The 19771-nt window shown below is 38.7% G+C and carries 19 protein-coding genes; 13 read left to right on the forward strand and 6 right to left on the reverse strand.

Annotated features, from left to right (window positions below; all coding sequences use genetic code 11):
- Window positions 1–107 precede the first annotated feature (107 nt).
- Window positions 108–572 (forward strand): MaoC family dehydratase, encoded by a 465-nt coding sequence (locus ACS5PU_RS23020; RefSeq protein ID WP_439461506.1) that lies wholly within the window; start codon window positions 108–110, stop codon window positions 570–572.
- 99 nt (window positions 573–671) lie between these two features.
- Here ACS5PU_RS23020 and ACS5PU_RS23025 read toward each other — a convergent pair whose 3' ends face one another.
- Window positions 672–1115 carry a DUF2721 domain-containing protein gene (locus tag ACS5PU_RS23025; RefSeq protein WP_439461507.1) on the reverse strand — a complete coding sequence of 148 codons (444 nt, stop codon included), beginning with the start codon at window positions 1113–1115 and terminating at the stop codon, window positions 672–674.
- A 185-nt stretch (window positions 1116–1300) separates the two neighbouring features.
- Between ACS5PU_RS23025 and ACS5PU_RS23030 the strand changes: the two genes are divergently transcribed.
- The 6 genes from ACS5PU_RS23030 to ACS5PU_RS23055 all read left to right on the forward strand — a co-directional run bounded on the left by ACS5PU_RS23030 (window position 1301) and on the right by ACS5PU_RS23055 (window position 8553).
- On the forward strand, window positions 1301–2929 hold the full coding sequence (locus ACS5PU_RS23030; RefSeq protein ID WP_439461508.1) for an acyl-CoA carboxylase subunit beta: 1629 nt from the start codon (window positions 1301–1303) through the stop codon (window positions 2927–2929).
- An 82-nt stretch (window positions 2930–3011) separates the two neighbouring features.
- Complete coding sequence (locus ACS5PU_RS23035) at window positions 3012–3662, forward strand: hypothetical protein (RefSeq protein WP_439461509.1); 651 nt, start codon at window positions 3012–3014, stop codon at window positions 3660–3662.
- Between the two features lie 210 nt (window positions 3663–3872).
- A complete protein-coding gene (gene trxB / locus ACS5PU_RS23040) occupies window positions 3873–4829 on the forward strand; it encodes a thioredoxin-disulfide reductase (protein WP_439461510.1) in 957 nt (318 codons plus the stop codon).
- Between the two features lie 664 nt (window positions 4830–5493).
- Window positions 5494–7404, forward strand: coding sequence for a beta-N-acetylhexosaminidase (locus ACS5PU_RS23045; protein ID WP_439461511.1), 1911 nt, complete (start codon window positions 5494–5496; stop codon window positions 7402–7404).
- A gap of 63 nt (window positions 7405–7467) precedes the next feature.
- A complete protein-coding gene (locus tag ACS5PU_RS23050; RefSeq protein ID WP_439461512.1) occupies window positions 7468–8079 on the forward strand; it encodes a hypothetical protein in 612 nt (203 codons plus the stop codon).
- A gap of 96 nt (window positions 8080–8175) precedes the next feature.
- On the forward strand, window positions 8176–8553 hold the full coding sequence (locus tag ACS5PU_RS23055; RefSeq protein WP_439461513.1) for a diacylglycerol kinase family protein: 378 nt from the start codon (window positions 8176–8178) through the stop codon (window positions 8551–8553).
- On the opposite strand, the gene ACS5PU_RS23060 is transcribed toward ACS5PU_RS23055, so the two are convergent.
- The 3 genes from ACS5PU_RS23060 to ACS5PU_RS23070 all read right to left on the reverse strand — a co-directional run bounded on the left by ACS5PU_RS23060 (window position 8542) and on the right by ACS5PU_RS23070 (window position 10311).
- Window positions 8542–9108, reverse strand: a complete 567-nt coding sequence (locus ACS5PU_RS23060) for a DUF922 domain-containing protein (RefSeq protein ID WP_439461514.1) — start codon at window positions 9106–9108, stop codon at window positions 8542–8544. The genes ACS5PU_RS23055 and ACS5PU_RS23060 overlap by 12 nt on opposite strands.
- A 119-nt stretch (window positions 9109–9227) precedes the next feature.
- On the reverse strand, window positions 9228–9827 hold the full coding sequence (locus tag ACS5PU_RS23065) for a hypothetical protein (RefSeq protein ID WP_439461515.1): 600 nt from the start codon (window positions 9825–9827) through the stop codon (window positions 9228–9230).
- A complete protein-coding gene (locus ACS5PU_RS23070) occupies window positions 9814–10311 on the reverse strand; it encodes an RNA polymerase sigma factor (RefSeq protein WP_039476083.1) in 498 nt (165 codons plus the stop codon). Before ACS5PU_RS23070 ends, ACS5PU_RS23065 begins: the two co-directional genes overlap by 14 nt.
- Window positions 10312–10471: 160 nt before the next feature.
- Between ACS5PU_RS23070 and ACS5PU_RS23075 the strand changes: the two genes are divergently transcribed.
- The 4 genes from ACS5PU_RS23075 to ACS5PU_RS23090 all read left to right on the forward strand — a co-directional run bounded on the left by ACS5PU_RS23075 (window position 10472) and on the right by ACS5PU_RS23090 (window position 14420).
- The gene (locus tag ACS5PU_RS23075) at window positions 10472–11854 is read left to right on the forward strand and encodes a dicarboxylate/amino acid:cation symporter (protein ID WP_439461516.1); all 1383 of its coding nucleotides are present in this window, start codon (window positions 10472–10474) and stop codon (window positions 11852–11854) included.
- Window positions 11855–11925: 71 nt separating this feature from the next.
- Entirely contained in the window at window positions 11926–12426 is a 501-nt protein-coding gene (locus ACS5PU_RS23080; protein WP_439461517.1) for a hypothetical protein, read from the forward strand.
- Window positions 12427–12564: 138 nt separating this feature from the next.
- Window positions 12565–12927 (forward strand): BlaI/MecI/CopY family transcriptional regulator, encoded by a 363-nt coding sequence (locus ACS5PU_RS23085; RefSeq protein ID WP_439461518.1) that lies wholly within the window; start codon window positions 12565–12567, stop codon window positions 12925–12927.
- A 5-nt stretch (window positions 12928–12932) separates the two neighbouring features.
- The gene (locus tag ACS5PU_RS23090; RefSeq protein WP_439461519.1) at window positions 12933–14420 is read left to right on the forward strand and encodes a M56 family metallopeptidase; all 1488 of its coding nucleotides are present in this window, start codon (window positions 12933–12935) and stop codon (window positions 14418–14420) included.
- 142 nt (window positions 14421–14562) lie between these two features.
- Here the strand turns inward: ACS5PU_RS23090 and ACS5PU_RS23095 are convergent, their stop codons facing one another.
- Window positions 14563–17223: a carboxypeptidase regulatory-like domain-containing protein gene (locus ACS5PU_RS23095; RefSeq protein ID WP_439461520.1), complete on the reverse strand. Its 2661-nt coding sequence runs from the start codon at window positions 17221–17223 to the stop codon at window positions 14563–14565.
- Window positions 17220–18176, reverse strand: a complete 957-nt coding sequence (locus ACS5PU_RS23100; RefSeq protein WP_439461521.1) for a GLPGLI family protein — start codon at window positions 18174–18176, stop codon at window positions 17220–17222. Before ACS5PU_RS23100 ends, ACS5PU_RS23095 begins: the two co-directional genes overlap by 4 nt.
- Window positions 18177–18555: 379 nt before the next feature.
- Here ACS5PU_RS23100 and rplU point away from each other — a divergent pair, with 379 nt between their 5' ends.
- Window positions 18556–18867, forward strand: coding sequence for a 50S ribosomal protein L21 (gene rplU / locus ACS5PU_RS23105; protein ID WP_025146774.1), 312 nt, complete (start codon window positions 18556–18558; stop codon window positions 18865–18867).
- Window positions 18868–18920: 53 nt separating this feature from the next.
- Window positions 18921–19343, forward strand: a complete 423-nt coding sequence (gene rpmA / locus ACS5PU_RS23110; protein WP_439461522.1) for a 50S ribosomal protein L27 — start codon at window positions 18921–18923, stop codon at window positions 19341–19343.
- The last annotated feature ends 428 nt before the right edge of the window (window positions 19344–19771 follow it).

The following is a 19771-nucleotide window of genomic DNA, read 5'->3' on the forward strand; positions in this document are numbered from 1 at the left end:
ACCATCAACCATAGGCCATAGGCCATTAACCAAATTGATCAATCTTTAATTCGCAGAAAAACAAAATATTACAAAAGACCTTATTAAAAGGAACTAAAACTATAACAATGCAAATTATTACTTCACACGCAGAATTTGAACGACATTTAGGGAAAGAATTGGGCGTTTCTTCATGGCACACCATTACACAGGAACAGATTAACAAATTTGCCGATGCAACGCTTGATCATCAATGGATACATGTTGATGAAGAAAGGGCACAGAACGAAGGCCCCTTTAAAGCCACAATTGCGCATGGTTATTTAACCTTATCTTTAATCCCATATTTGTGGAAACAGATTGTAGAGATCAGAAACCTGAAAATGGAGATCAATTATGGTATCGAAAATTTAAGGTTTGCGCAAGCGGTTACTGTTAACAGCCAGGTTAGGCTAAAGGCAAAACTGGCGTCGATTATTAACCTTCGTGGTGTTACAAAGGTGCATATGGGCATCGAAATGGAAATTGAAGGACAGAAGAAACCTGCTTTTAACGGCGAGGTGGTTTTCTTGTATCACTTTATCACTGAGTAAATTATTTCATACCCACCTCAAATGTTGGTACAAAGAGAACAATCAATAACGTTCCTTTATCAACATTTGAGGTTAAATAGGCGGCTATCTACTTGGCTGTTAATCCTTCTCAAACTTCTTTTTAATCCTGCCTACAATGGAAGGATCATCTAGCGCTTCCAAGCTGCTCAGCTCCAGTTCTAAGGCCTTTGTGCTGATCTGAATTTCAATCAGTGAGATAATTAACGATATCATGAAGAAAATCAGGCTAAGGGCGAAAAGTATTTCTGCAATTGTATTCTGGTTCAGGTAAATAAAGAACATGCAAAAAAGGCAACTGGCAAAACTCAATACACCAAAAGCCTGCATGTTTTTGATCAGTTTTAAGCGGTAACGTAAATTTTCGATCTGTTTATGGAGTGCTGAATTTTTATCGCCATCTTCATATTTTGATTTCAAACTTCTTACCAAGCTGGCCAGTGCCAAGAAACGGTTGGTATAAGCCAGCATAATCAAACTGATGGCCGGAAATAATAATGCAGGGATATTGATGGTTAGTTCCATGTTTTGGATTTACCCAAAAATATCATTTTAAACGAGAAAACAACCACAGCTAATCACTAATATTATATGTTGAACTTTATGGCCTAGGTAATTTATCTTTATTTCACTGTGCTTAAAAACCGGTCGTGAACCAGAAACCGTTTTGGTTAATACGGTTTTTATAAAATTAAATTTAAATTGCCGTTATGAATATCGAATTCAATAAAAATGAGGATGTAAATAAACAGTTGGTATACGAACTGAAAACCAAACTCAAAAAAATATATCAGGGCGGTGGCGAAAAAAATGCAGCCAAACAAAAAGAAAAGGGCAAGTTATTGGCCCGCGAGCGCATCAAATATTTGATTGATAAGGATAGGGATTTTTTGGAAATTGGCGCTTTTACTGCTGATGGTATGTACGCCGAACAGGGTGGCTGCCCATCGGCCGGTGTAGTTTGCGGCATTGGTTATGTAAGCGGCAGGCAATGTATGATTGTTGCTAACGATGCCACGGTGAAAGCCGGGGCCTGGTTTCCGATGACGGCTAAGAAAAATCTGCGTGCACAGGAAATTGCAATGGAAAACCGTTTGCCCGTAATTTATTTGGTAGATAGTGCCGGCGTATACCTGCCCATGCAGGATGAGATTTTTCCGGATAAAGAGCATTTTGGCAGGATGTTCCGCAATAACGCCATCATGTCGTCAGACGGAATTGTGCAGATTTCAGCTATCATGGGGGCCTGTGTCGCCGGTGGTGCATACCTGCCCATTATGAGCGATGAAGCCATGATTGTAGATAAAACCGGATCGGTATTTTTAGCCGGATCTTATTTGGTAAAATCGGCCATAGGTGAGGAAGTTGATAACGAAACCCTGGGAGGAGCAACCACCCATTGCGAAATTTCTGGCGTTACCGATTATAAGCACCCCAATGATGAAGCTTGCTTAGATAGCATAAAAAACATCATGAGTATGCTGGGCGCACCTCAAAATGCAGGTTTCGATCGGATTAAACCGGCCAAGCCCAAAGAGAACGAAGAAGAACTGTACGGCATTCTTCCAGAGAACCGCGATAAACCATATGAAATAATGGATATCATTAACCGTTTGGTTGATCAGTCAGATTTTGAAGAATATAAAAAAGGCTACGGACAGAGCATTGTTTGCGGTTTAGGCCGCATTGATGGTTGGGCAGTTGGTATTGTAGCCAATCAGCGTAAAGTAGTCAAATCTAAAAAAGGTGAAATGCAGTTTGGCGGCGTAATTTATTCGGATAGTGCCGATAAAGCCACCCGGTTTATCATGAACTGTAACCAGAAAAAAATTCCATTGGTTTTTTTGCAGGATGTTACCGGTTTTATGGTAGGTAGCCGATCAGAGCATGGGGGCATTATTAAAGATGGTGCTAAAATGGTTAATGCCGTAGCCAATTCAGTTGTGCCCAAGTTTACCATTGTTTTAGGCAATTCGTATGGTGCAGGTAATTACGCCATGTGCGGTAAAGCTTACGATCCGCGGTTAATTTATGCCTGGCCAACAGCTAAAATTGCGGTTATGGGGGGCGCTCAGGCAGCCAAAACCTTATTGCAGATTCAGGAAGCTTCTTTAAAAGCAAAAGGAGAAGTAATTACGCCAGAAAAAGAGGCCGAACTCTTAAAGGAAATCACAGATAAATATGATAGTCAAACCACACCTTATTATGCCGCATCAAGACTTTGGATAGATGGTATTATCGATCCGTTAGAAACCAGAAAGGTTATATCCATGGGCATAGAAGCGGCCAATCAATCGCCAATTACGAAAAAATTTAATGTTGGGGTGATACAGACTTAGGTGTAGTTAACTGTTACCTTTTAGTTTTAATAGGAGGATGTCAGAAAAGAAATAATTTTATTAACTTTGACATAAGCTTTTAATGAAAAGTATAAAAAATGAATTACAAAATATCATTTTCGGAAATGGATCGGTTGGGACAACAAGCCAACTCAAAAAAGTGCAAAGTTTCCTTAGAACAAATGAGAAAACAAGCCTCGGATCTAAAAAACAAAAGCATCTCAAAAGAGAAGAAGCAATCTATTTAATAGAATTTGCTCACAGCGAAAATTTATTTTATACCCAAGAAATCTCTGAATGCAAATTTATCAGTGCTGGTGCTGAGCAAAGAGTTTACTATTATGATGATTTTCATGTAATTAAAATTAATGAGGCTGTTTTTTATGAGTATTGGCTTGATTATTTCGATAGTCTTTTGATCCATAATTACTTTTTTCCTGCAACAGCTTACGAATTTTTAGGTTTTAAAGCTATTGATGGGAATCTCTGTTCGATTGTTAAACAGGAATTTATTGTGTCAACGGAAATTACAGACCTAAATAAAGTAAGAGAATTTTTATCTTACAATGGCTTCATTAATAATAGAAACAATGACTATGTTAATAATAATTTAGGTGTTATTCTCGAAGATTTACATGATGAAAATGTACTTTCAAACGCCAAGATTTTATATTTTATTGACACTATCTTTTATCTTACTAAAGATTTCTATTCTGGATACCTATTATTTTAAAATGTTTTAGGATTTTGCCATCTTACAGTTTTTTTTTGACCTAAATATACCCAAGTTTAGCACATTGCATATTACGCCTTAAGGTTTGCGCTTTCCGCCCTGTGCTTGGTATTGTTAATAAGTAAACTATGTTGACAATGTGCGCTTGTTAACAATTGTTTAAAGCATTAAATTTGCGCTACGATTAATGAATTTCAAACACACAAAATAATGTCACAAGAAAACGAACACGTTCAGTGTTTAATTATAGGTTCTGGTCCTGCTGGTTACACCGCTGCTATTTATGCTGCAAGAGCTGATTTAAAACCAATTATGTACACTGGTATGCAGGCCGGCGGACAGCTTACCCAAACAACAGATGTAGAAAATTTTCCGGGTTACCCACAAGGCATTATGGGTCCAGAAATGATGGAAGATTTTCGTAAACAGGCTGAACGTTTTGGTACCGATATCCGTTTTGGTTACGTAAGTTCAGTTGATTTCTCTTCAGCTCCACACAAAGTGGTAGTTGATGAAATTAAAACCATTACGGCCGATACGGTAATTATTGCAACTGGTGCCACAGCAAAATGGTTGGGTTTACCTAGCGAGCAACAATACAATGGTTTTGGTGTTTCTGCCTGTGCCGTATGCGATGGTTTCTTTTTTAAAGGACAGGATGTAGCCATTGTTGGTGCAGGTGATACCGCGGCCGAAGAAGCAACTTATTTAGCAAAACTATGTAAAACAGTGCACCTGTTGGTGCGTAGAGATGAATTTAGGGCTTCTAAAGCGATGGTAAGCCGCGTTTTGGCTACGCCTAATATCGTAGTGCACTACAATACGGAAACCCAGGAGATTTTGGGTAACGGAAAAAACGTAACAGCTGTTAAGGTTTTAAATAACAAAACAGGTTTGGAATCTGATATCGCTGTAGAAGGTTTCTTTGTAGCCATTGGCCACAAACCAAATACCGATATTTTTAAAGGTCAGCTGGATATGGATGAAACCGGTTATTTAAGCACTAAACCAGGTTCTACCTTAACCAATATAGAAGGTGTTTTTGCCTGTGGCGATGTTCAGGATATGTATTACCGTCAGGCAGTAACTGCTGCGGGTTCGGGCTGTATGGCCGCGCTTGATGCTGAAAGGTATTTGGCTGCTAAAGAACACCCAGTAGAAGCGTAATATTATTTATAAAGTATATAAGGAAAGAGAAATCAGCAATGGTTTCTCTTTTTTATATAAAATCGTCCTCTCGACCGGAGCCTCGCAGAGTGGAAAGATCCATCAATACAGATCTTATTTTACAAAACTTTCGATCTCTCTTTTGGAAAGCAATAGCAGTGTTTCTTTTTATCGTTCGTCCGGCTATCCTCTCGAAGTCCTCTCCCGATGGAAAATCGGGACTGCGGGCTTTTCATTTCATCCGATAGTCATCGGATCAGGTTAAATACTCCGGTTTCTGCTATTATTGTCGGTTGAGTAGCATCATGCTCATGGTTTTTTCTGCACCTTGCAGCCCTAAATAGTTGAACAGACTGTGCCACTTAAACCCGATCAAAGCGGGATGCAAATTTTCTTCAAATTGGCAGAAGCGGGAGCGGGACTGCCCCAACCTAAACGCTACTGTAGCTGCTTTTCAAAAAAAGATCATCTGTGTTTATCATTTTTATCTGTGGTTAATAACAACCTTAAATAATACATAAAAAGAATTACACATTTATCTGCATTGTGCTACCCACTCAAACGTTTGATTTTGATTGTAACAAGAATGTGGGATTAGGAATCTGCCCATAATCTCTATCTTGGTTCTAACAATCAAATAAATCTATAAAAACCAAAACACGACATGAACAAAGCATTATCGATTTTTATTGGAGTATTAATCAGTACAAGTGCATTTGCGCAGCGCGATCCTAATCTGGGTATCATACCTGCACCTGTAGCCATAACCCGGGCAAACGGAAATTTTATTTTAGATAAAACAACAGTTTTAGTAAACCAGAGCATTGAAGGCGCAAAAATGGCTGATTTATTAAACGCTTTTATCGTTACAAAGGCTGGGTTTGCTTTAAGAGAGACCAAAACTACCCAACTGAACCAAAAAGCCATTATTTTAACATCTGTTGGAGCAGATAAGTTACCGGCCGAAGGGTATACCATTAAAGTTACCCCGAACCAGATTGTTTTAACAGGCAAGGGAGCAGGACTTTTTTACGCAGTGCAATCGGCCATGCAGATGATGCCGGATAAAGTTGCAGATAAAATTACCATCCCGGCTGTAAATATTAACGATTATCCACGTTTTGCTTACCGCGGAACCATGCTTGATGTTTGCCGTCATTTTTTCCCGATCTCTTTTATCAAAAAGTATATCGACCATTTGGCTTACTATAAAATCAATACCTTTCACTGGCACTTAACTGATGATCAGGGCTGGAGATTAGAGATTAAGAAATATCCAAAACTAACCGAAATAGGTTCATCACGTAACGGTAGCATTATTGGCAATTACCCTGGTAACGGAAATTACCTTACCCAGGTTAAAGGTTTTTATACACAAGAAGAAGCCAAAGAAATTGTGAGGTATGCAGCCGAGAAATACATTACCGTAATTCCGGAAATTGAATTGCCTGGTCATGCCTCTGCTGCAATTGCCGCCTATCCTGAACTGAGCTGCTTCCCTGACCGCGATACTTTTATCAGCGATAAAACGCCATGGGCAGGCAGCAGAAAAGGCAAACAGGTACAACAAACCTGGGGTGTTTTTGATGATATTTTTGTGCCATCAACAAATACCTTTACCATGCTGAACAATATCCTTGATGAGGTAATTGCTATTTTCCCTTCAAAATATATCCATATCGGTGGTGATGAAGCGCCTAAAACCTATTGGAAAGAATCTACTTTTTGCCAGAACCTGATGAAAGAAAAAGGCCTGAAAGATGAGCACGAACTGCAGAGCTATTTTATCCAGACCATCGAAAAGCATGTAAATGGCAAAGGACGTTCAATTATCGGTTGGGATGAGATTTTAGAAGGTGGTTTGGCACCAAATGCAACGGTAATGAGCTGGAGGGGAGAAGATGGCGGTATTGCTGCTGCTCAACAAAAACACGATGTAATTATGACGCCTGGATCGATGGGATTATATATCGATCACAAACAGTCGAACTCGCCTGATGAGCCGGTAACTATTGGCGGATTTGCCCCTTACCAAAAAATATACGCTTATGATCCGATTCCGAAAGTGTTAACGGCTGATGAAAGAAAATACATTAAAGGCGTACAGGCAAATATGTGGTCTGAATACATTAAAACAACTGCTAAAGCAGAAAACCATGCTTTCCCACGTTTGTTGGCCTTATCCGAAATTGCATGGTCGCCGGTTGAACGCAAGGATTTGAAAAACTTTTCAGAAGAACGTTTACCTGCGCATTTAGCCCGTTTGGATAAAATGGGGGTTAATTTTTGGGTACCTACACCAATTGGCCAGAGCGATAAACCTTTAACGGGAGGAGATTTTACCATCGATTTGAAAGCGCCAGTTACCGGTGCAAAAATTTATTATTCTATTGATTTATCGCGTCCATCAGAAAACGCATTCTTATACACCTCGCCAATTAAAATTATGGTTCCACAGGGAGAAAAACGGGTGTTAAAAACCATTGTTATTGCACCAAGTGGTAGAAGAAGCGTAACCACAGAAACGGTTTTAAATAATGGTGCGCCAGATGTTAAAGCCGATAGCAAGAAATAAAAAAGAATTGCTTTCGTAGGCTAAAATACTTAATTTGGGGCAACCAAAAACGTCCTAGATAGAATGAAACTACAGAAATATACATTGCAGCATCTCTTGTTAATAACAGGGATGCTGTTTTGTTTTGCATGCACCGAAGAAAAACCTAAAGAAGTTAAAATAGAAACACCTCCTACCGCAAAAAATCCCTTCCGTTTTTACAAGGATATTGAAGTAAAGCCAGGGTTAAACTTTGAAATTGTAAGTTGGGGAAAAGGGGTAGACTCTGTGGGCGGTTATCAGATTTTAATGTCCGATTCAGTGCGCAACAACTACCGTTCTGCAGCTGTAGACCGCAAAGGGATCATAACAGATGCCTGGAATATGGATTTAGACAATGATGGTAACCCTGAGTTGTACATCCAGTTGCTGAGCAAAAAGAATGTATCTGATTTGAATGTGTTTGAGTATGCTGGGGGCGATTTTAATAAGATCAGTTTTCCATCTTTAAACATAAACCAGAAGAAAGGCTATGTTGGTAACGATAAATTCTTTATCAAAAACGGCGATCTTTTCCGCTCCTTTCCGGCAAAAGATCCGGCAGATAGCACGAAAACGTTAACCAAAACATATCAGTATAAATTAAGCGGAAACAGTTTTTCTACCAGTGAAGTGAAGCCTAATTTAAAAGAGTGATGCTGAAATAAATTCAGCATGACAAATTGGTAGTTACGTCCGCTTCAAACGGTCGTCATCCCGGATTCATTTCAGGATCTTTTCTTAAAGCTAAAAATGAATAAAGAACCTCAAAAATTTTCAATTATCGATCGCATCAAAAGCTTTAAGTACGCATTTAACGGCTTGAAACTTTTCTTTGTTCACGATCATAATGGGCGGGTTCATCTTTTTGCTGCAATAGCTGCGGTTGCACTTTCTTTCTACCTAAAAATATCAGCTTTCGAGTGGATTGCAATATTATCCGTTATCTCAGCTGTTTTTGTGGCCGAAATTTTAAATTCCTCAATTGAGAAACTCGCCGATGTGGTTTCGCCTGATTATCATCCCAAAATTAAGGTGGTAAAGGATCTTGCAGCCGCTGCGGTTCTGGTAGCTGCGTTTTTGGCTTTACTGGTAGGCGGGATTGTTTTTATTCCAAAATTATGGCTGTAGCTCTGCCGATGCAGCTTTTGATTCTGCTATCTTATCTTGGATAATTTCATCCCAGCGCGCCTGCATTTTATGGTTGCTGCCATGTTCGGTCTCCTCATCATAATTGCGCTGCATGGTATCAAAATAACTGCTAATCTGGTTGGCCAGCTCTGAAATCTGTGCTTTGTAATTACTAACCGAATAATTTCTGTTTTTTAATACCCTTTCGGCTTCTAAAAGCAAAATGTACTGGATATCCACATGGCCCTGTTCGTGGTGTAAAAGGCTTGCCCTGATCTGCGGATCTGAAATTTTATCCCACTTCACCCACGACCGGTTTTTATCCACCCGTACTTCGTTTTTAAGCTTAATGGTTACACGGTTACGGTAAACGGTACTGCTATAGCTGTATTGCCAGGTCATTGCCGTTAAAGCAAAAAATGGCGAATTTTGGTCAGCTTTACCTTTAAAGTGGGTTTCCCAATCCAGCTGTACCGGAACGTTAACATCTTGTTTAAAAGCAAAAGCACATGGCAAGGCCAGCAAAAGTAGAAAGGATATAATGCGTTTTTTCACCTATATAAAATTAGTTTCAACGTTGTTGAAGCCATCCTGATCCATCTTCTCGTCTATAAAATGAAAAATCTCGGTGGTTTCGTGTGTTGCTTTTTACAGTGAAAAAACCGTGCCTAAAATTATTCAGGGGTAGAAATCTGTCCGCTGATGCGTTCAAATTTTTCTATCAGTAAAGCAATTCTTTCTTTTTCCCTTTTCATTACGGCTTTTCTTAAAATGGTTGAGCAAAAAATAATCCACAGTGCCGTTAAGCCTACTGCAATTATTTTCTGGGCCATGTTAAAATAGCTCAGAATTTCTACAAAGTAGAAGATAATGCCCAACGAAAGGGCAATGGCGTAAAACCAATATAAGGAGTTGTATAATTTGTAACGGTTTAATTGATAGGTTTTTAGGTTGTTGAGGTACTCGTGCGGATGGGCGGTAAAATCGTTCTTCGAAATCAGCCTATAATCGCGGTATAAAATGAGGGTATAAACACCAATGGCAATAATGGTAATGCTTATGCCTACGTGGGTTGTCCACGATTCGAAATGAAAGAATATCCATAATGCCGCAATGGCAATAAAGGATAGCAGCATACCCAAAATGTTAAAAGCAGATTTAAGCTTTAATCCATTTACCTCTTTCTTAGCTTGTTGTAACATTTCATCGGCAGAAACCTTAACTTCTACCTCGTGTTTTTGCCACAACTCCTGTATTTGATCAAACGCTTGCATACTGGCTATATAATTCTGTTAATTTTTGTTTAATACGATGGATCTTTACCCTTAAATTGCCTTCACTTATGCCCGAAATATCTGCAATTTCATGGTATGGTAATTCATCAAGTACCATGGTGATAATTAAACGGTCATTTTCTTCTAGTTTAGAAATACATTTATAAAGTAGGGCTACCTGTTCGTTCTTTTCTGAAAACTCTTCTACCTTATTTTCTATAATGTTATCTGTTAATTCATCTTTGGCCTGGCGTTTTTCCGATCTTAAATAGGTTAAACAGGTGTTTACCGCAATCCTGTAAATCCAGGTAGAAATAAGGGATTTGTTCCTGAATTTATCCAGGTTTTGCCAAACCTTTAAAAAAGTTTCTTGTAAAAGATCATTTGCGGCATCGGTATCACCGGTATAACCATAACATAAATGGAATATTTTTTTGGAATTCGAATCGAAGATCTGCTTAAATAACTTGTCCTTTTGTTCCATTTAGAGATTAATAGTTGCGTTTTAGATAATAGCGTACAGTTTTTGTTACACCAGATGCCAAAAATAATATATTTTTTGAGGGCGGGAGATATCAAAATTTGTTACAAGCCGTAAATATCGTAGTTTTACCAAATTAAGTTGCCACAAACTTTTTTTATTCATGAAGAAAAACAAACTCACGCTTTTTATTTTTATAGCGTTGATTGCAGGTATTGCACTAGGCTATATTTTAAATGTCAATTCGATAGATGTTTATAACCAGAATATTCTCAATGCCGATGCGAAAGTTAAAAGTATAGAGGTTAGCATTGCAAAATCGACCGATACTACCACGAGTGTGTACACACAGCTTAAAGCAGAAAAAAAAGCTACGGCCAAAATCAAAAAGGAAAATGAAGATATTAGGGAGAAGAAACTAGAGTATTTTACCCTGCTAAGTGATATATTTCTTCGCCTGATCAAAATGATTGTGGCACCACTTGTATTTACAACTTTGGTAGTTGGTGTGGCCAAAGTGGGCGATATAAAAGCCGTTGGCCGTATTGGTGGCAAAACATTGGGCTGGTTTTTGGCCATGTCGTTAATGTCGCTTGTATTGGGCATGATTTTGGTAAATTTATTTGAGCCAGGAAAGCACATGAAACTGCCATTACCCGATCAGTTGGTTAATACGGGCATACAAAAGGCTGCAATGAGCGTTAAAGATTTTATAGCGCATGTTTTTCCTAAAAGTATTGTCGAATCGATGGCCACCAACGAAATTCTGCAGATTGTGGTATTCTCGCTGTTTTTTGGTGTAGCCACAGCCGCAATAGGCGATATGGGTGCAATTGTAATTAAAGCATTTGATGCCATTGCCCATGTAATTTTAAAGGTTACCGGTTATGTAATGAACTTTGCACCACTGGCCGTGTTTGGGGCCATGACCGCTATTGTAGCTAAACAGGGACTTAACGTATTAAATACCTATGCCATTTTTATCGGTGAATTTTATTTCGGTTTGGCCATTCTTTGGGCATTACTGATATTTTTAGGCTTCCTGGTATTGAAAAAACGCATTTTCCGTTTGGTAAACGATATGAAAGAGCCTGCAGTATTGGCTTTTAGTACGGCAAGTAGCGAGGCTGCTTATCCTAAAACCATGTTGTTGTTAGAGCGTTTCGGCTGTAAAGATAAAATTGTAAGCTTTGTTTTGCCTTTGGGCTATTCGTTCAATTTAGATGGTTCGATGATGTACATGACCTTCGCTTCGCTATTTATTGCGCAGGCCTATGGCATTCATCTGGGCTTTGAGCAGCAGATATCGATGCTGTTGATCTTAATGTTAACCAGTAAAGGTATTGCGGGGGTACCAAGGGCATCTTTGGTGGTTATTGCAGGTACCATTGCCAGTTTTAACATTCCTGAGGCTGGCCTTGCCCTTTTGATCGGTATCGATCCTTTATTGGATATGGGGCGCTCGGCAACAAACGTAGTGGGCAATAGTATTGCTACAGCTGTGGTAAGTAAATGGGAGGGAGAGCTTAAGGAGCCTGGAGTTTAAAGTCGTAAGTATGGAGTCTACATCAAATTCAATCATTCAATAATTCATTCATTCAATAATTCAATATAAAAGTGTCAAGTAGAGGGAAAAAAATATTTTTAGCCATTACCATTATCGTTCCGATGATCATTTACTGTTATATCTATTACAAGCCGATTATCCAGAATGCACCATTCAGGAAAAAGGATTTTGTATCGATGGAATACAAATGGGGGATTAAGGACACCTTAGAAAACCATTACAACTCCGCTACCGGAGAATATCAATACGTGAACGGTGCAGATTCGACCATTAAAAAGAAAATGTTCTTAAAAAGCGACGATATATTGTTTATGCACAGTAAAGCCAATGAAATAGGACTTTGGAATTTTCCTGATACGATTGGGAAAAGGAGCGAAAAGTCGCTTACGGTACCACGCTACGATATTTTGTTTAAGTACAAAGAGAAATCGAAGCATGTAGTTATTTATGGCGATTTTGATGGGAACCCCAAATTGCTGGATGCGGCTGTTCAAATGCGCAAAATTATTGCAGAAACATTATTGCAGGCCGAAAGAAGAAGCGGAAAATAGTATTTCTGCCTTTTGGGTCAATCAATAAGTTAACCTGCCAACAAATCCTAAGACTTTAATAAAGCGCTAATTGTTAGTGTTTTGTTAAAGTCTTTTCTTTTTAGGATGTTTTCGTATATTTACGATATATTCGTAAGTATGGAAAAATTAACATTGCAGGAAGAGGAGGCTATGCTGGCTGTTTGGCAGATTGGTAAGGGTTTTATAAAAGATTTTATGGATGTACTGCCAGAGCCTAAGCCACCCTATACCACACTGGCATCGACCGTTAAAAACCTGGAACGCAAAGGTTATTTGGTAAGCGAACGCTTTGCCAATGCCAACCGTTATAGTGCAAAAGTTAAAGAGGTAGAATATAAGAAGCGTTTTATGAGCGGTTTTGTCAACAACTATTTCCAGAGTTCGTACAAAGAACTTGTAGCTTTTTTTGCCAAGGATAAAAAGATCAGTGCCGAGGAACTTAAAGAAATTATCAATTTAATCGAGAACCCTGAAAAGTAAAGGCCATGCCACATTTCTTTCTCATTTTACTGAAGATTAACCTGGTGCTGATTTTATTTTCGGCCACCTATTATCTGGTTTTGCGCAGACTTACCTTTTATGCCATAAACAGGGCATTTCTACTGTTTGGCATTATTTTTTCTTCTGCCTATCCATTTATTAACCTCACCAATTTTTTCAGCGGTCACCAATCGGTGCCTGCATTTGTTCCGGAGTTTAATCATCAGGTAAGCCAGTTGGTAAAGCAGGATACCGTTCCATTGGTTTGGCAAATTCTTGCTGTGCTTTTTTATACAGGTGTGGTATTAATGGCCCTGCGTTTAGCGGTGCAGTTTATTTCTTTATACCGGATGCACCGAAATTCTTCGCCCGATAAACTGAATCAGTATCCGGTAAGGATATTAAGCGATGAGGTGAGCCCGTTTAGTTTCTGGCAAACTATCTATATTAATCCAACACTGCACAAACAAGAAGATTTAGGCAATATTTTGGCGCACGAGAAAGTGCACGTAGAGCAATGGCATACACTGGATATTATTTTGGCCGAAATCTGTGTGGTTTTCTATTGGTTTAATCCAGGGGTTTGGCTGATGAAAAAAGCGGTGCGTGAGAATATCGAATTTATTACCGATGCCAGGATTTTAAGAAAAGGTATCGACAAAAAAGCCTATCAGTACAGTTTGCTGGATGTGGGTACACTGCAGCATTCGGTTGCCATTGTTAATAATTTCAGCTTATCTGATCTTAAAAAACGGATCAAAATGATGAATGCCAAACGCTCATCCAAAGTTAATTTAACCCGTTACCTTTTTGTTTTACCTGTTTTGCTTTGCGTAACCCTGGCTTTCACCATCGATAAAAAAACTGTTGAAAGGAATTTAGCCCCATTAACCCAAATGGTGGATCAGGTTATGCCTGAACAACAATCTGATACTTTAATCGCAACAAAACACAGTGTTAAACTTAATAACAAAAAGAAGACTGCACCACTGGTTAAAAGAATTGATACTGCAACTAAAATGACTTTCGTTTTTAAAGCATTTAATCGGGAAAATGATTCATTGAAATACCCTATAGCAGAAGAGTTGAAAAAAATGCAGGGCAATGTTAAATTTGATTTTAACACAGAAATGGGTTTATCAAAAAGAACTTTTGTTAAACAATTTACCTTTACTGATTCTATTGCTGCCAACGAAAAAAATGAGCAGGTGATGCTTGCCGATCAGGCAGATATGGGTTTGGGTAAAATACCTGAAGCTAAGCGTAAAAAAATAACTGCTGTTTTTGTGGTGAATTCAACTGTAAACATGGCAAAGGCGGCTGGAGAAGGTACTGATAAAGAGGTGAAAAATATATTGATAAATTCTACTGGTTATTACTTAAACGGAAAGAAAGTAAGCAAAGAAGATATTGAAAAGCTTAATCCTAAGATGATTACAGATCTCCAGATAGACCAGAACAGACAGTATATTCAGATCAGTACAAAGCCCTGATAGCTGGAAATAGTATGCTGCCGGTTTCTCCCGCAGATCAAAGAGATTTCGCCGATTTGCTAAGATTTCTGTTAATTTTCAGCCTAACATTGTTCTGTGCTTATCTTCTTTAATCAGTGGGAAATAAATTCAACGGCCTGATTTAGAAGTTAAACGAAGCCTTTAACATGGCCACTCTTCCTGGGATGTAGTAGGTTCCGGTGGTAAGCGAGTTGGCTGAAAGGTAAACTGCATCAAAACTTTTAATATTAGCCAGGTTGGTTATGCCAAATTCAATATCTGTTTTCATTTTTAGCCATTTATACCGCATGTTTACATCAGCAAAAAGGTATTTTAAGTTCGGCTGCGTAGATTGATGCGTGAACAAATGTTCGGCTGATAAATTCAGGTACACATTTTTAGCTGTTGTAATGGCCAGGGTAGATTGCTGCCTCAGCTGTTGGAAATTGGTTCTTATCGCCTCGGCAGTTTTCGATTTATTGTTGGTAACCGAAAAATTTGCCTGATATGACCAGTTGATAAAATTGTTGATTTTGGCTTCAACTCCCAGTTTATAAAAAAAAGTTTGGGCGTTTATGGCCAATAACCCGTTGTTCTGTAATTGATTGTATTGGCTCTGCGAAAAGCCAAGGCCCGCATTTACCGTGCTTTTTAAGGCAAAAAGATATTTACTCGCATTTGCGTTAAATGAAAGTGAGCGGATGTGGTTGCTTAGTGGCAGTACCAGTCTCTGTTGAATGTTATTGCTCAAACTGTAAGAAGAAATGGTGTTCAGTTCCGCATCGCTGTAGTTGGCCGTTACATTAAAAAATAACATCTGCATAGCCTTTCTAAAATTAAAGCCTGCACCAATATTGTGTGTTTTCGATTCGGAAATAGGAGCATTATTAGCAAAAAGGGAGCGGTAGTTTTTTAATACAGTACCCCGGTAAACGTCATCAATCCCACCTAAGTCGTTCCTAAAGGCATAATTTGCTGTTAAATAGTTTTCGGTACTGGTTTGGTACTTTATGTTTAATGCAGGGTTCAAAAACAGCTTGCTTAAATCCCTGTCCATTTGGTTCAGTTTATCACTGTAATTGATCTGGTTGTAGCTCAGCGGTAAACTTAAGCCTGCCTTTAGCTTATCATTGCTAAATTCGTAGGTGGCTTCGGTGTAAAATTTGGTTTTGAGCCAGTCTAAACTGTTTACCGTATTTCCACTAACAGGTTCTGTTTGCTGGTTGTTCTGTGTGCGGTAAAGCGCCGAATGAAGTTGTTGCTGCTGTATGTTGAAGCCGGCCTTATAAGTTTGAACAAAATTGTTTTTTACAAAAGCAAAAGATGCATAGTTATTCGTATACCAGGTTGGTATTTTAATGTATTGCGTTAAACCCAGATAACTGTTTCCGTTATTTAAAATGTCGGCATTAAGCCCAGGTGTAATATTTAAGGTTTCTGGCTGGGTTGTCCGGTTTAAAAAGGAGTAGAGGTTAACCACATCTTCCGATTTTAATTTTTTCCGGTAGTTAAATTCGTTCGATAAATCGAAAGTTTCCTGTTTTAATACCTGACTGGCCGCAATATTGTTGATTACGAAGCCCGAAGTGGTTTTTAGCGGCACATAATCCAATACAAAATTGTTATTTAGGTAATACTTATCCGCATTCCCGTTCAGGTTAAACTGCGCCCTTAATTTTTGCGGATTGATGGCGTTATCCTGCGTTTCGGCATAGCGGATCGTTTGATCAGGAAGATAGGTTTCTGAAAATTTATTGTACCGCTGCTGCCGTTGATCATAGAGGTAATATAAGTTTGCCCTTAACTGCAAATCTTGATTAAACTTGTAGAGATTGTTCAGGTTTACCAGTCCCGCTTTATTAAATAGGTATCTGCTCTGCGGTAAGGATGGTACCCCAGCAGCACCTGTTGAAAGGAGTCCGCTGGGTTTATCATTATCGAGTTTTTTTAAATAATCGCCCAAGTTGTGCGAGGTAAGATCAATGCCCGGATCGTTGCCTGTATTATTGCCCTTAATGTTGTTGATAAACTTTAATTTCTTGTTAAACAACATCGCCGTCAGGTTTTCGTCAAAACGGTTCGGAGTGCCGGCACCAACTGTTGCATCGCCCATTACCTTTAATTTGGCATCATCTTTAATAACCAGGTTTAGGGCAACATCATCGCTCATGTTGTTTTTGCGCATCATTTTAACGGGCTGATCGTTTTGGATCACCTGTACCTTATCAACCGCGCCATGGGGAATGCTTTTAGTGCCAATATTATATTTATCGTCAAGCAGGTTATCTCCATCCACATATAGGTTTGAAATTGATTTTCCGTTGTAACTGATTTTACCATCTTCAGCCACCTCCACACCTGGCATCTTTTTAATTACATCGCCAATGCTCCGGTCTTGCTTATCTGCAAAATCAGAGGTACGGTAGTTTAAGGTATCGCCTTTGGCGGTCAACGAAGGACGGTTTTTTACGGTAACTGTTTCCAGTGTGGTTTCGCTATGCTGTAAAGTGAGGTCATAATTTTTAGCAGCATCGGTAACGGTTGAAACCAGTTTTTTATAACCAATGCTCGAAGCCTCTATCTTATAACCTGTAACCTGATCGTTTTTGAGCTGAAGGGTAAATTGGCCGTTTTTATTTGTGCGCGTAAAATTGATCACATTGCCCTCTGGATCTTTCAAACTTACAATAACCGATTCAATCACTTTACCACCTGCATCTTTAATCGTTCCCCTAAGTGCTTTTTGAGCAAAAACAGAGAAAGTGGCAAACAGCATCCATAACGTTAAAGCGTACTTTCTCATTTCTTTTCTTGAAGTTCTATTGGATTGTTTTCTTCAACTTTGGCTTTGGCCGTACCCGCAGGGCGCGGTGGCAGGTTCGTTCTGAAAGAGCCCTGCATACCGCTTGCAGCCATTTGTGCCTGCATAAAACCCTGGGGATCTTTATCTCTGGCAGCTTTTAGTTTGTCCAGTTCTTTGCGGGTAGTTTTAATGGCATCAACAGGTAGTTTAATTTCCGAACCAAGATAACTGGTACTTACATCTATACCTGTAATTTTTACAGCACTTACACCGCCATTAGGACCTTCGATTTTTATATCGCTATCCGAACCGGTAGAAGCAACCGCATCTTTTACATTTTCCAGCCCCGCAAATTCAAATTTTACCTCTTTTTTATCGTCATAGGCCTCAATAATCAGTCCGGGTAGGCCATTTAACTTCCATGGACCACTTTGAAAAGGAATATCGGTAGCGAACCAGGCAATCCAGTTACGGCCTTTAAAACGCGCTGTTGCTTTTTGACAGGCAACTCCCGAAAAACTCATGGTATCTTTTGCTATTTTCCAGTCTATAGTGGCAGTGGGCTCTTCAACGAGGTAATTGTTAAATAGGCGCTCTTTGGTAATCATTTTATGCTCGTTCGCAAAGAAAAAATAATCTTCCTGGGTAAGTGGTGTTTTGCTTTCACTCTTCACCTGGATTTTAAAATTGCTGTTGCCTGCCTGGTTTTTAATCTGTTCCTGTACCTGCTTTTGCATGTTCAGTGCCTGGTTTAATTTGTCGTAGCTGGTGTAAACAGAAGCATTTTTTCCGGTTACCAGCAGCATGTTCTCCACCTTGGGCTTGTCTCTTTCGGTGGTATCGTTAACATGGGTAAAAGTATAGCGCACCCTTGCCAGTGCTTGATCAGTTTCTTGGGCTTTGGCCGAAAATAATAAGGCAGTAGCCAAACAGGTGGTTAAGATAAGTTTCATTGTATAGGATTTTAATTCTATTTAATTTTCGTAAATCTACGAAATATTCGTAATAAAAATAGGCTTTAACATTTTTTAACAAAGAAGCTTGACCTAATGATATTGAACCACAGATGTGATATGGAGGAAGTAGTATAGAAAATGGTTTAGGTTTGGAGCACTGATAAATCCGGTATATTTCCTAGATTAGTGGCCTTGGATTTATTAAAAGATAGCTCTTTTTGGGCTATTGAAACGAGTTGAGCAGGTGGATCGCAGTAGGGTGGGATAAAAATTAATTTAATACTAAAAATATTTTCGATATGTGTTTGTGTGTTAATTGAATTTGTTCTATATTTGCACCTCGTTAAATAAAAATTAAAAAACTAATATTTAAACAATGTACGCAATAGTAAATATAGCAGGGCAGCAATTTAAAGTTGCTAAAGACCAGCACCTTTTTGTACACAGATTGCAAGGAGATGAAGGCGCTAGTATTGAATTTGATAATGTATTGTTGGTTGATAATGGTGGTGCAATTACTGTAGGTGCTCCTGCAGTTAAAGGTGCTAAAGTTTCAGCTAAGATCGTATCTCATTTAAAAGGTGATAAAGTAATTATTTTCCACAAAAAACGTAGAAAAGGTTACAAAAAGAAAAATGGTCACCGCCAGTTTTTCACTAAGATTCAGATCTCTGATATCACTCTATAATTAATTGTTAACCCAATAATTCGCTTTTTTGGCGAGTTACAAAATATAAAATCATGGCACACAAAAAAGGAGCCGGTAGTTCGAAAAACGGACGTGAATCGCATAGTAAGCGTTTAGGTATTAAAATTTTCGGTGGGCAATTAGCTATCGCTGGAAATATCTTAGTACGTCAACGTGGAACAAAACACCACCCTGATAAAGGTGTTGGTATTGGTAAAGACCATACTTTATTTGCTTTAGTTGATGGAACGGTTGTTTTCAGAAAGAAACAAGATAACAAATCTTACGTTTCTATACTTCCTATCACTGATGCTGAAATTGAAGCAGCTATTGCTAAACCAGCTGCTAAAAAAGCAGTTGCAAAGAAAGAAGTTGTAGCTGAAGCAGCTGTAGAAGCAGCACCAGCAAAAAAAGCACCTGCAAAAAAAGCAGCTAAAAAAGACGAAGCTACTGAAGAAGCTGCATCTGCAGAATAATTAGTACCGAATTTATAAAAAAAGTCCCGATGCAAATCGGGACTTTTTTTTTGACATTAGTTCATTGGCCATTTGGTCATTAGTCAATTGTTCATGGCGGCTAATCTATCTCAATTTTAAGTCTTAATTTTCTTAACTTCTTAATGGTCGCACCGAACCCCTTTGATAGTTCATTGGCCAGTAGTTCATTTGTACATTAGTCAATCGTCATGCCGACTAACCAATCTTAATTTTAAGTCTTAATTTTCTTAACTTCTTAATGGTCGCACCGAACCCCTTTGATAGTTCATTGGCCAGTAGTTCATTTGTACATTAGTCAATCGTCATGCCGACTAACCAATCTTAATTTTAAGTCTTAATTTTCTTAACTTCTTAATGGTCGCACAGAACCCTATTGATAGTTCATTGGTCATATTAGGTCATTGTAC

Origin of the sequence: Pedobacter sp. GSP4 (assembly GCF_051857575.1) — a bacterium.
GTDB lineage: Bacteria > Bacteroidota > Bacteroidia > Sphingobacteriales > Sphingobacteriaceae > Pedobacter.